The organism is Neobacillus sp. PS3-12, from assembly GCF_030915385.1.
Classification (GTDB): domain Bacteria; phylum Bacillota; class Bacilli; order Bacillales; family Cytobacillaceae; genus JAEVLT01.
This window is the reverse complement of record NZ_CP133268.1, coordinates 1237074-1250669: the sequence shown is the minus strand read 5'-3', so window position 1 is coordinate 1250669 and position 13596 is coordinate 1237074. Positions and strand designations below refer to the sequence as shown.

Here is a 13596-nt window from a genome sequence, read left to right as displayed (position 1 = left end):
ATACATGAAGTAGCAGACAATAGAAGACTTCAAAATATCAGACATAAAAATTTGCCAGCTTGACTGAGCTTTACCTATTGAGGGAGGATTTACCTTGCTAAAAGAGCTTTTTACAAATAATAAAAAGAAAAAATATGCGACTATTCCTTCCAGTATTGTAAAACAGGATGTCCCGGAAGGACTTTTAACGAAATGCCCATCGTGTAAAAAAATTATATATACAAAAGAACTGTTGAAAAATTTAATGGTTTGTACAAATTGCCACTATCATTTTAAAATGGCAGCGAGAGAACGCCTGGATAGTTTTATTGACGAAGGAAGCTTTGAGGAACTTGATGCAAACATGGTTTCCGAAAATCCGTTAAATTTCCCTGATTACATTGAAAAACTTGAAAAGGATCGACAAAACAGCCATCTTAATGAAGCCGTTGTTACGGGAATTGGAAATGTCAATAATCATCAGATTGTCGTTGCAGTGATGGACTCATCCTTTCGAATGGGCAGCATGGGGTCTGTTGTCGGAGAAAAAATAACCCGGGCAATTGAAAAAGCTGATGAACTCTCTATCCCGTTTATTATCTTTACTGCTTCTGGCGGAGCAAGGATGCAGGAGGGTGCATTAAGCCTGATGCAAATGGCAAAAACAAGTGTAGCCCTAAAAAGGTTTGCTGATCATGGCGGACTTTATATTTCGATCATGACCCATCCAACTACCGGTGGTGTATCCGCCAGCTTTGCATCTATGGGCGATTATAACTTTGCTGAACCAGGTGCCTTGATTGCTTTTGCCGGCCGAAGAACAATCGAACAAACGATAAGGGAAGAGCTTCCTGAAGACTTTCAAACGGCAGAGTTCCTATTAAAACATGGTCAGTTGGATGCCATTATTTCTCGTCTGGAATTAAAAGATCAAATTTCAAGTATTCTTGACATTCATTATCCAGGAGGTGAAATGAAGTGGTAGGGGAATTGGAATTTGAACGTCCGATCGTTCAATTGAGAAATAAAATTGCGGAGTTAAAAGAATTCACCAAAACATCTGATCTCGATTTAACGAGTGAAATAGAGAAACTAGAAGCAAGACTTGAGAAATTAGAAAAAGACATATACGATAATCTTAAGCCATGGGATCGGGTCCAAATCGCCCGATATCCTAACAGACCAACAACCCTGGATTATATTGCGTATTTATTCGAAGACTTTTTTGAGTGTCATGGTGATAGGACATTTGGAGACGATGAAGCGATCGTTGGCGGAATAGCAAAATTTCAGGGGCTTCCAGTTACGATCATTGGTCATCAACGAGGAAAAGATACAAAAGAAAATATACGTCGTAACTTTGGCATGCCGCACCCGGAAGGATACCGAAAAGCACTGCGCTTAATGAGGCAGGCTGAAAAATTTCATCGTCCGATTATTTGTTTTATTGACACAAAAGGTGCATATCCTGGTAAAGCTGCTGAAGAGCGCGGGCAAAGCGAAGCCATCGCAAAGAATCTGGTGGAGATGGCAGGATTAACAGTCCCTGTCATTTGTTTTGTGATTGGCGAAGGCGGAAGCGGTGGTGCGCTTGGCTTGGGTGTTGGCAACCAAATTCATATGCTTGAGAACTCTACTTACTCTGTAATATCTCCAGAAGGTGCGGCAGCTATTTTATGGAAGGATGCATCAAAGGCAAAAACTGCTGCTGAATCGATGAAAATTACCGCACCAGATTTAAAACAGCTAGGTATTATTGATGAAGTTATTCCTGAAATTAAAGGTGGAGCTCATAAAAATATTGAAAAACAAGCAGAAGAAATTGAAAAAGTATTAAAAGCCTCACTTGAGCAACTTTTGAAATTATCAGAAGCTGAATTAATCGAAAATCGTTATCAAAGATTTAGGACGATTGGAGCATATTCGACTCAAAATGAATTTATTAATATCACTTAAAACGTGCTCACCTGCGAGCACGTTTTTAAATGGAATTAATTAGTATGTAACATTTGAATTAGGTAGGATATACAAATTGCTGAATAGGATAAACATTAAAAACGGTTGCACTTTACAAACAATTCCGCCTATTATCACAATAGATATGATTCTATTGTGATACCTATTTCTTCGTGTTATTTTATAAATATTCCAAGATATTCAGTCAAATAATAAATATAGTTAACGGTCTCTCCATGTTTATTCTTAAAGGCGGATTGATCTTAAAACCAATTGAGGTGAGTTTATTATGAAAAAAATTGGCGTATTGACAAGTGGTGGAGATTCACCAGGTATGAATCCTGCGATCCGTGCAGTAGTCAGAAAAGCGATATACCACAATCTTGAGGTTTATGGTATCTATGGCGGTTACTCCGGGTTAATTAATGGCAATATTAAAAAGCTTGAACTAGGTTCTGTTGGGGATATTATTCATCGTGGAGGCACGATGTTATACACAGCACGTTGTCCAGAATTCAAATCGAAAGAAGGACAGCAGCAAGGAATTGAACAGTTGAAATCACATGGTATTGAAGGCTTAGTTGTAATCGGTGGCGATGGGTCTTACCGAGGCGCAAAAGCATTGACTGAGCAAGGCTACCCTTGTGTAGGTGTCCCAGGAACAATTGATAATGATATTCCGGGAACGGAATTTACAATTGGGTTTGATACTGCGCTAAATACCGTAATTGATGCGATTGATAAAATTCGTGATACAGCTACATCCCATGAAAGAACCTTTGTTATTGAGGTTATGGGTAGAGATGCTGGTGATTTGGCACTTTGGGCTGGACTATCAGGTGGTGCAGAAACAATCCTCATTCCAGAAGAAAATTACGACATGGATGAGATCATAGAAAGACTGAAAAAAGGTCACGAACGCGGTAAAAAACATAGTATTATTGTTGTAGCTGAAGGTGTAACAAGTGGAACAGAGTTTGGTAAAAAATTGCAAGAAGCTACTAACTTTGATACAAGAGTTTCTGTTTTGGGTCATATCCAACGCGGTGGTTCACCGACTGCTTTCGATCGGGTTTTAGCAGCACGCCTGGGGGCAAGGGCTGTTGAATTATTAATTGAAGGTAAAGGCGGACGTGCAGTAGGAATGGAACAAAACAAAATTGTTGATTATGACATCATTGAAGCACTGGGAAGAAAACATACTTTAGATATGAATCTTGCCAGATTAGCTCAAGAATTATCAATTTAAATAAATTTTTTAGTACCCAAGGAGGTAACAAGAGATGTTGCGTAAGACGAAGATCGTTTGTACGATTGGACCCGCTAGTGAAAGTGTTGAAAAGTTAACACAATTAATTAATGCGGGAATGAATGTTGCACGATTAAATTTTTCTCATGGTGATTTTGTAGAACATGGACAGAGAATTGTAAACATTCGTGAAGCAGCAAAAGCAACAGGTAAAACAGTAGCGATTTTACTGGATACTAAAGGTCCTGGAAATTCGTACACATAATATGCAAGGCGGAAGCATAGAGCTTAAATCTGGAGAAAATGTAATCGTATCAATGACAGAAGTGGAGGGTACGGTTGATAAATTCTCAATTACATATCCTGGGTTGATTGATGATGTTCACGAGGGTTCAAAAATTTTATTAGATGATGGATTAATCGGTTTGGAAGTAACAAGTGTCGATAAATCCAATAATGAAATTCACACAAAAATTTTAAACAGCGGAACATTAAAAAATAAAAAGGGTGTTAATGTACCAGGTGTTTCAGTAAATTTACCAGGTATCACTGAAAAAGATACAAAAGATATCCTTTTTGGGATTGAGCAAGGAATTGACTTTATCGCAGCTTCCTTTGTTCGCCGTGCAAAAGACGTTTTGGAGATCCGTCAGCTTTTAGAAGAAAATAATGCTTGTCATATCCATATCATTCCAAAAATTGAAAATCAAGAAGGTGTCGATAACATCGATGATATTCTTGAAGTTTCCGATGGATTGATGGTTGCCCGTGGGGACTTAGGGGTTGAAATTCCAGCAGAGGAAGTTCCGCTTGTTCAAAAAATGCTCATTAAAAAATGTAATGCTTTAGGAAAACCTGTCATTACGGCAACCCAAATGCTTGATTCAATGCAGCGTAATCCACGACCAACACGTGCAGAAGCAAGTGACGTAGCAAATGCTATTTTTGATGGTACAGATGCCATTATGCTATCTGGTGAAACGGCTGCAGGATTATATCCCGTTGAAGCCGTACAGACAATGAATAATATTGCATCTAGAGCAGAGCAGGCCTTGGACCATAAAGAAATCCTTTCAAACCGCAGTAAGGACACTGAACATAATGTACCAGATGCAATTGGACAGTCTGTAGCCCATACTGCACTAAACCTTGAAGTGAACGCCATTGTAACGCCAACAGAAAGCGGGCACACAGCTCGGATGATTTCAAAATACAGACCAAAGGCACCAATTGTATCTGTTACCGCTAATCCATCTGTACAGCGTCGCCTCGCACTAGTTTGGGGAGTTTATCCACAATTAGGTTTAGAAGTATCAACAACAGACGAAATGCTTGATGCAGCCGTTCAAGAAAGTTTAAACAGCGGAATTGTTAAGCACGGAGATCTAGTTGTTATAACTGCAGGTGTACCTGTTGGCGAAGCAGGAACAACGAATATCATGAAAATTCACGTAATTGGAGATATTTTAACTAGAGCACAAGGAATCGGGCGCAAATCAGCTTTCGGAAAAGTTGTACTTGCCCAAAATGCGCAAGAAGCAATTAATAAGGTAAAACCAGGCTCCATCCTAGTAACAATTGGATCTGACCGTGAAATGGTACCTGCAATTGAAAAATGTGCTGCGCTCATTACCCAAGAAGGCGGATTAACAAGCCACGCTGCAGTTGTAGGGCTAAACCTTGGCATTCCTGTTATTGTTGGCGTTGAAGACGCATTTAGTCTATTTAAAGAAGGACAAGAAGTAACCGTTGATGCAAGAAGAGGGCTTGTCTATGACGGACATGCCAGCGTTCTATAAGTAGTAAAAAAGAAGGGCCACCCCTTCTTTTTTATTTTTTCTTTTAATTTCGTATAATAGGTTTAAAGCCATTAAAAAGGGGAAAAAAATGCGCTATCTCATTTTATTGCTTATTCTTATACCTGCAGTAGATATTGGTATATTATTGTTTTCTGGAAAAACAATAGGGGTCTTACCAACAGTAGCATGTATTATATTAACTGGTGTTATTGGTGCATACTTAGCTAAAAGGGAAGGTCTTGAAACAATCCGAAAAGCACAGATGCAGCTAAAGGATGGCCATATACCAGGAGAGGCTGTTTTAGATGGAATTTGTATTCTTATTGGTGGCACCCTTCTCATTACCCCTGGATTCATAACCGATATTATTGGCTTTCTTATGCTTTTTCCCATCACAAGAAAACCATTTAAGTGGGGGATGAAAACATTTTTTCGAAAGTGGATGAATCGCGGAAAAATAAAAATCATCAAATAAGAAAAGCGTCAACCGAACTTAAGGTTGACGCCTTTCTTATTTAGACTTATTTTAATTAATCTTTTCCTTTAATAAAGGCCCATAAATCGCGAAAAACATTTGCCCGATTTAAGGTGGTGATCACCACAAGTGTTACCGGACCAACAATTAGGCCCAGAAATCCGATTGTTTTAAAGCCAACAAATAGAGCAATTAAAGTAGCCAACGGATCAAGACCGATATTGGAGGAAAGAATCTTAGGTTCCATTATTTGCCTTTGTACAAGGACAATCACATAAAGTACACCCAGCCCAATTGCCATTCCCATATCATTTGCTATGATTTCATAGATAATCCATGGAACAAAAACCACACCAGTGCCCAGATATGGCAGGATATCTACAATACCAGCAATAAGTGCGATTGTAATGGCATAGTCAACACGGAGGATAAGCAATCCGAATAAGATTATAACAGTAGTAATTGATATGAGTGTTACCTGTGCTCTAACAAATCCGAATAAAGCTTTTTTTAAATCAATAAATACTGTTTTGCCACTTTCTTTTGCCCGCTCTGGTAAAAGTCTTTCTCCTAATCCGGCTAGTTTATGCCAGTCCTTACTTATAAAAAAGGTTCCTAACAACGAAAATATTAATACAGTTGCAGCATTTGGGAACCAGGAGAGGATATTCGGTATATTGCCAAAGAGATTTTGAATAAATGTACCAACGGTTGAGCCAATTTTCTTTCCAACATTTTGAATGTTTAATATAATTGTATCCTGTTGGCCTGTGTCAAGTTTGCTGAACATGCTAGTTAAATTATTATAAAATGGAACAATTTGGGCGGTAACAATTTTTTCGGTATAATTAATTAGTGTATCTAGGTGTTCTGGGACTACTTTTGCAATATAATTTGCGCCTGAAACAATTTCAGCAATTAAAAGTGTTATTAGTCCAGCGAACAATGCAAAAATAATAATAAGTGCTAACAGTACAGCAAGTGAACGAGGCATTCGCCCTTTTTTTTCAAAGAGGTTCACAATCGGGTTGATGCAGAATGCAATAATTAGCCCAATTAAAAAGGGGTAAGTCACTTTAGATAAATAGAAAAAAAGTAAAAATGAAAGAATGACAATCCCGATCACAAGTAAAAACCTTAATGTCCGATTGATATAGGTTCGATTCAAAAAGTTTTATCCCCCTTTACTGAATTGTGAAAATGTTAGTTTAAGTTTAACATTTACTGAATGATCCTGTATATTTTTCCAATTTAAAAAATCTATATCTGAAATACGTGAAAAACGATGAAAAGTTTCAGGAAGGATTAATTTTTATCTAATTTGACTGTTGTGATGGAGGGTAAAATAATGTTTAACCAATCATTGGTATTCCTGCTATTGTTATTAGCTATTGGATTTATTGCTAAAAATAGTTCTTTAATGATTTCTGTCGGTGTATTATTACTATGTAAAATTATTGGCTTAGAAGGGAAATTTTTTTCCCTTATCCAAACAAAAGGAATTAATTGGGGTGTAACGATCATCACCATAGCAGTTTTAACTCCGATTGCAACTGGAGAAATAGGGTTCAAGGATTTGTCTGCCGCATTTAAATCACCATTTGCCTGGATTGCTCTCATTTCTGGAATATTAGTAGCTCTATTAGCAAAAGGTGGTGTAATGCTATTAACAAAAGACCCACAAATTACAACCGCCCTTGTTTTAGGAACGATTTTTGCTGTATCCGTTTTTAAAGGGGTTGCAGTTGGTCCGTTAATTGGGGCCGGTATTGCCTTTACAGCAATGAAAATATTTGAGCTATTTAGATAATATTTTACAAATATTTTTATTTTTTTCTCTTTTTCATAGTCTTTCGATTCACAAATATCAGATTATTGTTTATAATAATACTTGTAAGCGCATCATTTTTTACATATACCTAGTTTATATGCTAAAATAGCATTAGCTAACATAGAAATAGCTAACAAGCCAATATTATTATCCTTACTAAGTGAAGTTAAGGTATTCAATGAAATGTCTAATTTTTGAGCATGCGCTCAACTTAGATTATTAGTTGTTACAGTAGTTAAATGGGGTTAATTTCTGGGAACAACAACGTAATATGCCTCGTATGATACCTTTGACATTTTTGAATGCCTTTTTCTTTATTGTTTTTAGCAATTAAACGTATGACGAACAGAATGGGTAATGGGGAATTAGAATGTAAAGGAGATGTAGGATTATGACAGTAACACGGGGACTTGAAGGGGTAGTGGCAACAACTTCCTCAATTAGCTCAATAATTGACGACACTCTAACTTATGCCGGCTACGATATTGATGATTTGGCTGTAAACGCTAGCTTTGAAGAAGTAATTTATCTGCTGTGGCACCGAAAATTGCCAACTCAAGAACAATTGGATGAGTTAACCAAACAGCTTGCAGAAAATGCGGCACTTCCACAACAAGTTTTGGATCATTTTAAAATGTACCCAATCCATGAAGTGCATCCAATGGCAGCGCTTCGTACTGCAGTTTCGTTATTAGGTTTATATGACCAAGAAGCAGATTTAATGGATGAAGAAGCTAACTATCAGAAAGCAATTCGTCTGCAAGCAAAAATGCCTGCAATTGTAACAGCATTTGCGAGGATTAGAAAAGGACTTGAGCCTGTTGCACCAAGAGAGGATTTAAGCTTTGCAGCTAATTTTCTTTACATGTTAGATGGAAAAGAACCTGCGGATATTGCAGTTGAAGCTTTTAACAAAGCCCTTGTTCTTCATGCTGACCATGAATTAAATGCTTCTACATTCACTGCACGCGTTTGCGTTGCAACATTATCTGATGTTTATTCTGGAATTACAGCTGCAATTGGCGCACTAAAAGGCCCGTTACACGGCGGTGCAAATGAAGCAGTAATGAAAATGCTAACTGAAATCGGAACATTTGATAATGTTGAACCATATATCAGAGAGAAATTAGATCATAAAGAAAAAATTATGGGATTTGGACATAGAGTATATCGCTTGGGAGATCCACGTGCAAAACACTTAAAAGTAATGTCCCAAAGGTTAACAGAGTTAACTGGCGAGCCAGAAATTTACAAAATGTCTGTAAAAATTGAAGAAATGGTAACTGGTGAAAAGAAATTGCCGCCAAACGTAGATTTCTATTCTGCATCTGTTTACCATAGCTTAGGGATTGACCATGATTTATTCACACCAATTTTTGCAGTAAGCCGAGTTTCAGGATGGCTTGCACATATTCTTGAACAGTACGAAAATAATCGTTTGATTCGCCCACGCGCCGAGTATACTGGTCCTGGCATGCAGACTTATGTACCAGTATCGCAAAGGGGCTAATTAATAAGTTAAACCGCTTTATTCTATAAAGGTTAGAGGCCTCGCCTTCTAACCTTTGATTCAGTCTAAAGCAAAAGGGTCATCTAGTGATGGTTTCATATTCAAAGGGGTTCACTAGGCAGCCTGGATATCAATTACATATTAGGAGGAAGACGAAATGCAAGGTGAAAAAATTACAGTTCAAAACGGAGTACTTAACGTTCCAAACAATCCAATTGTTCCTTTTATTGAGGGTGACGGAACAGGCCCTGATATCTGGGCAGCTGCAATCAGAGTATTAGATGCAGCAGTAGAAAAAGCATACAAAGGCGAACGTAAAATTGTCTGGAAAGAAGTATTAGCAGGAGAAAAAGCTTTTAACCAAACTGGTGAATGGCTTCCGCAAGAAACACTTGATGTAATCAATGAATATTTGATTGCAATTAAAGGACCTCTAACTACTCCAGTTGGCGGCGGTATTCGTTCATTAAACGTTGCTTTACGTCAAGAATTGGATCTTTTTGTGTGCTTACGTCCTGTAAGATGGTTCGAAGGTGTGCCATCACCTGTTAAACGTCCACAAGATACTGATATGGTTATTTTCCGTGAAAACACTGAAGATATCTATGCAGGTATTGAATATCAAATGGGAACAGAACAAGTTAAAAAGGTAATTGATTTTCTTCAAAATGAGATGGGTGTAACAAAAATTAGATTCCCAGAAACATCAGGAATCGGAATTAAACCTGTTTCTCAAGAAGGAACATCTCGTTTAGTTCGTGCAGCTATTAACTATGCAATTAAAGAAGGCCGTAAATCAGTAACAATTGTCCATAAAGGAAACATTATGAAGTTTACTGAAGGTGCGTTCAAGAACTGGGGATATGAATTAGCTGAGAAAGAATTTGGAGATAAAGTCTTTACTTGGGTACAATATGACCGCATTAAAGATGAGCAAGGTGTAGAGGCTGCTAATCAGGCTCAAGCAGATGCTGAAAAAGCTGGAAAAATTATTGTTAAAGATGCGATTGCAGATATCTTCCTACAACAGATCTTAACAAGACCACGCGAATTTGATGTAGTAGCTACAATGAATCTGAATGGAGACTTCATCTCTGATGCACTTGCAGCACAAGTTGGCGGTATCGGTATTGCACCGGGTGCGAATATCAACTATGAAACTGGCCACGCTATTTTTGAAGCTACACACGGTACTGCTCCAAAATATGCTGGACTAGATAAAGTAAATCCTTCATCTGAAATTTTGTCTGGCGTATTAATGTTAGAACATTTAGGTTGGACAGAAGCGGCAAAATTAATTGTTAAATCAATGGAAAAATCAATTGAAAATAAAGTTGTAACTTATGATTTTGCACGTTTAATGGATGGTGCTACTGAAGTTAAATGTTCTGAGTTTGGTGATATTTTAATTAAAAATATGGATTAAGGCGAGCAATCTTTTTTGAAACGTTCCAAAAGTTCGATTAAAACTTTATAGATAATTGCGAACAAAGGGGAGAATGACAATGGGATTAAATCGTAAAAAGGTTTCTGTTATTGGTGCAGGTTTTACTGGAGCAACAACTGCGTTTTTACTTGCTCAAAAAGAATTAAGTGATGTTGTTTTAGTTGATATTCCACAAATGGAAAATCCAACAAAGGGGAAAGCGTTGGATATGCTTGAAGCAAGCCCTGTTCAAGGGTTTGATGCCAACATTCTCGGTACATCTAGCTATGAAGACACCAAAGATTCTGATATTGTCGTTATCACTGCCGGTATTGCCCGTAAACCAGGTATGAGCCGTGATGATTTAGTTCAAACCAATCAAAAGATTATGAGAGCTGTTGCAAAGGATGTTGCAAAATACTCTCCAAACGCAATTATTGTTGTTTTATCAAACCCTGTTGATGCTATGACTTACACTGCATTCAAAGAATCGGGATTTCCTAAACATCGCGTAATTGGTCAATCAGGTGTTCTTGATTCAGCGCGTTTCAGAACATTTATTGCTCAAGAATTAAATCTTTCTGTAAAAGATATTACCGGATTTGTTTTAGGTGGTCATGGTGATGATATGGTTCCGCTTGTTCGTTATTCCTATGCTGGCGGTATTCCATTAGAAACTTTAATCCCTAAAGATCGCTTAGATGCAATTGTTGCCCGGACAAGAACAGGCGGCGGCGAAATCGTCAACCTGCTTGGAAATGGCAGTGCATATTATGCACCAGCAGCATCACTTGTTGAAATGTGCGAAGCCATTCTAAAGGATCAGCGTCGTGTGCTTCCGACAATCGCATATCTTGAAGGCGAATATGGCTATGATGGAATTTACCTTGGCGTTCCTACCATCTTAGGTGGAAACGGAATTGAAAAAATAATCGAGCTAGAACTTACAGCAGAAGAAAAAGCTGCCTTAGATAAGTCTGCCCAAGCTGTACGTAGTGTAATGGCTGTTTTAGCATAATTTTATAGAATAACCGCCGTTGGCGAGTAAAGAATTCGAGGATGATTCATCCTCGAATTTTTTTTATTAGGCAAATAATCGAATTAGATTCCAATAATGTTCGAGACAAGTAATAAGAGCCTTTTTACTGTATAATAAACATAGGTAACTTTGGAGAAGGCAAAAGGGGTTTAGTCTATTTCGCGGAGGCTATTATGAAAAATAAAGTACTTGTTGTGGATGATGAACAATCAATTGTTACATTGCTTCAATATAATTTGGAGCAGGCAGGTTTTGAAGTCATTACAGCAATGGATGGAGAATCTGGAAGGGATTTAGCAGAGAATGAGTCACCAGATATTATGATTTTGGATGTAATGCTTCCAAAATTGGATGGTATGGAGGTCTGTAAACAACTTCGTCAAAAAAAGATTCTAATACCCATTTTGATGTTGACAGCAAAAGACGAAGAATTTGATAAGGTTTTAGGATTAGAGCTGGGTGCAGATGACTATTTAGTAAAACCATTTAGTCCCAGAGAAGTAATTGCCCGTGTAAAAGCAATCCTAAGAAGGGCACAGGTCACCAAAGAAGAAACCTCAGAAAAAGTAGACAAAAATGAATCAATTCAAATTGGTGAGCTAAAGCTAGTTCCTGAACAATATGAGGCCTATTTCAATGAAGAATTACTAGAATTAACATTGAAAGAATTTGAACTCTTATTATATCTGGCTCGAAATAAAGGCAGGGTCCTAACACGCGATCAGCTGCTAAGTGCAGTTTGGGATTACGATTTTGCAGGAGATACAAGAATTGTGGATGTTCATATATCACATCTTAGAGAGAAAATCGAAAAGGATTCAAAAAAGCCAACTTATATCAAAACAATACGGGGTCTTGGGTATAAGTTGGAGGGACAAAAAGAAAATGATTAAACATCAGCTGAGACTAATTTTCGCTTTAATTATCTTAATTTTAATTATTTTGCTGACATACCTTCTATTGGTTGGGGAAAAGCAATTTCCTAATAAAGAAATATGGTGGATTTTAGCTTTTAGTCTTGGGGCTGTTTTAATTTTAATTATCCTGCTTGCCATTAAAATTAAAACAAAATATTCAAAGCCAATTGATGCGGCAACCACAGTTACCATGGAACTTTCAAAAGGGAACTACCGAGCTAGAACTTCTGTTGAAGAAATGGATGAAATGGGAACTCTTAATTCATCCATCAACATCCTCGCAAGGAATCTTGAGGAGATGGTAAAGGTCAAGGAAATGCAGCAAGATCGGTTAAGTGTATTAATTGAAAATATGGGAGCAGGAATTATTTTAATTGATAGTCGAGGTTATATTAATTTAATTAATAAAGGATACAAAGAAATCTTCAGTGTTGAACCACAGGATTATTTGAACCGTTTGTATTATGAAGTAATTGAGCATCATGATGTTCGTAGTCTAATAGAAGAAATATTTATCACAGAGCAAAATGTCAGCAAACAGATGCTTCTTCCACTGGCAATTGAACGAAGGTATTTCGAAGTCTATGGTGTCCCCATTATTGGGACCAACAATGTGTGGAAAGGTGTTTTGCTCGTATTTCATGATATAACGGATATTAAAAAACTTGAAAATACGAGAAAAGATTTTGTGGCTAATGTATCACATGAGTTAAAGACACCTGTTACCTCTATTAAAGGCTTTTCTGAGACACTTTTAGATGGTGCGATGAATGATCAAAAGGCATTGAAGGAGTTTCTAAACATTATTTTAAAGGAAAGTGACCGACTTCAATCATTAATCAATGACCTTTTGGAACTGTCCAAAATTGAAAAGCAGGATTTTAAGTTAAATATTAGCCAATTCAACATTATGCACATCCTGCATGATGTGATTACACTGCTAGCAAATAAAGCAGCTGGAAAAAGTATTACCTTACAAATAAATTGTGCACAGGATGATGTGGTCCTTGAAGCAGACGTGCACAGAATTAAACAGGTTTTTATTAATCTTATTGGTAATGCTATTTCATATACCCCGAAGGATGGAAATGTAATCGTAAATGTTCAAGAAAATGATTACTTCGTTCGAATAAGTGTGAAGGATACAGGGATAGGGATTGAAAAAACCGAAATACCACGGATTTTTGAACGCTTTTATCGTGTGGACCGTGCCAGGAGCCGAGAATCTGGCGGGACTGGTTTAGGTTTAGCAATCGTTAAGCATATTGTTGAGGCCCATCGGGGGAGAATTAAAGCAAAGAGTGAGGTTGGTAAGGGAAGTGAGTTTACCATCGAGCTTAATAAACACTTTCATGCAAATGGTTGAGAGGAAAAAATGAAAGTTTACATAAATTTTACATATCCTTTATTTAGAT

General features: G+C 37.4%; 11 protein-coding genes and 1 pseudogene. 11 read left to right on the top strand and 1 reads right to left on the bottom strand.

Annotated features, from left to right (window positions below):
• Nucleotides 1-94: 94 nt before the first annotated feature.
• From accD to RCG17_RS06455, 5 genes and pseudogenes are all read left to right on the top strand, one after another.
• Nucleotides 95-964: an acetyl-CoA carboxylase, carboxyltransferase subunit beta gene (gene accD, locus RCG17_RS06475; RefSeq protein WP_308174416.1), complete on the top strand. Its 870-nt coding sequence runs from the start codon at nt 95-97 to the stop codon at nt 962-964.
• Nucleotides 958-1935 (top strand): acetyl-CoA carboxylase carboxyl transferase subunit alpha, encoded by a 978-nt coding sequence (gene accA / locus RCG17_RS06470; RefSeq protein ID WP_308174415.1) that lies wholly within the window; start codon nt 958-960, stop codon nt 1933-1935. Before accD ends, accA begins: the two co-directional genes overlap by 7 nt.
• Nucleotides 1936-2224: 289 nt before the next feature.
• Entirely contained in the window at nt 2225-3184 is a 960-nt protein-coding gene (gene pfkA / locus RCG17_RS06465; protein ID WP_308174414.1) for a 6-phosphofructokinase, read from the top strand.
• A 37-nt stretch (nt 3185-3221) separates the two neighbouring features.
• Nucleotides 3222-4983: pseudogene (gene pyk, locus RCG17_RS06460) on the top strand (pyruvate kinase).
• 88 nt (nt 4984-5071) lie between these two features.
• Nucleotides 5072-5458, top strand: coding sequence for an FxsA family protein (locus tag RCG17_RS06455; RefSeq protein ID WP_308174413.1), 387 nt, complete (start codon nt 5072-5074; stop codon nt 5456-5458).
• A 55-nt stretch (nt 5459-5513) separates the two neighbouring features.
• On the opposite strand, the gene ytvI is transcribed toward RCG17_RS06455, so the two are convergent.
• Nucleotides 5514-6626, bottom strand: coding sequence for a sporulation integral membrane protein YtvI (gene ytvI, locus RCG17_RS06450; protein WP_308174412.1), 1113 nt, complete (start codon nt 6624-6626; stop codon nt 5514-5516).
• A 180-nt stretch (nt 6627-6806) separates the two neighbouring features.
• On the opposite strand from ytvI, the gene RCG17_RS06445 reads away from it, so the two are divergent.
• The 6 genes from RCG17_RS06445 (at nt 6807) to pnpS (ending at nt 13547) form a co-directional block, all read left to right on the top strand.
• The gene (locus RCG17_RS06445; protein WP_308174411.1) at nt 6807-7268 is read left to right on the top strand and encodes a DUF441 domain-containing protein; all 462 of its coding nucleotides are present in this window, start codon (nt 6807-6809) and stop codon (nt 7266-7268) included.
• A 412-nt stretch (nt 7269-7680) separates the two neighbouring features.
• A complete protein-coding gene (gene citZ / locus RCG17_RS06440; protein WP_308174410.1) occupies nt 7681-8799 on the top strand; it encodes a citrate synthase in 1119 nt (372 codons plus the stop codon).
• A 157-nt stretch (nt 8800-8956) separates the two neighbouring features.
• On the top strand, nt 8957-10225 hold the full coding sequence (gene icd / locus RCG17_RS06435) for an NADP-dependent isocitrate dehydrogenase (RefSeq protein WP_308174409.1): 1269 nt from the start codon (nt 8957-8959) through the stop codon (nt 10223-10225).
• A 79-nt stretch (nt 10226-10304) separates the two neighbouring features.
• Complete coding sequence (gene mdh / locus RCG17_RS06430) at nt 10305-11243, top strand: malate dehydrogenase (RefSeq protein ID WP_308174408.1); 939 nt, start codon at nt 10305-10307, stop codon at nt 11241-11243.
• A gap of 194 nt (nt 11244-11437) precedes the next feature.
• A complete protein-coding gene (locus RCG17_RS06425; protein WP_308174407.1) occupies nt 11438-12157 on the top strand; it encodes a response regulator transcription factor in 720 nt (239 codons plus the stop codon).
• The gene (gene pnpS / locus RCG17_RS06420; RefSeq protein WP_308174406.1) at nt 12150-13547 is read left to right on the top strand and encodes a two-component system histidine kinase PnpS; all 1398 of its coding nucleotides are present in this window, start codon (nt 12150-12152) and stop codon (nt 13545-13547) included. The genes RCG17_RS06425 and pnpS overlap by 8 nt, the downstream gene beginning before the upstream one ends.
• Nucleotides 13548-13596 lie beyond the last annotated feature (49 nt).

Bases quoted from the DNA above. Each gene is read 5' to 3' on its own strand.
- RCG17_RS06455 (WP_308174413.1), top strand. From the start codon at position 5,072: ATGCGCTATCTCATTTTATTGCTTATTCTTATACCTGCAGTAGATATT.
- pnpS (WP_308174406.1), top strand. From the start codon at position 12,150: ATGATTAAACATCAGCTGAGACTAATTTTCGCTTTAATTATCTTAATT.
- mdh (WP_308174408.1), top strand. From the start codon at position 10,305: ATGGGATTAAATCGTAAAAAGGTTTCTGTTATTGGTGCAGGTTTTACT.
- pfkA (WP_308174414.1), top strand. From the start codon at position 2,225: ATGAAAAAAATTGGCGTATTGACAAGTGGTGGAGATTCACCAGGTATG.
- RCG17_RS06425 (WP_308174407.1), top strand. From the start codon at position 11,438: ATGAAAAATAAAGTACTTGTTGTGGATGATGAACAATCAATTGTTACA.
- citZ (WP_308174410.1), top strand. From the start codon at position 7,681: ATGACAGTAACACGGGGACTTGAAGGGGTAGTGGCAACAACTTCCTCA.
- RCG17_RS06445 (WP_308174411.1), top strand. From the start codon at position 6,807: ATGTTTAACCAATCATTGGTATTCCTGCTATTGTTATTAGCTATTGGA.
- icd (WP_308174409.1), top strand. From the start codon at position 8,957: ATGCAAGGTGAAAAAATTACAGTTCAAAACGGAGTACTTAACGTTCCA.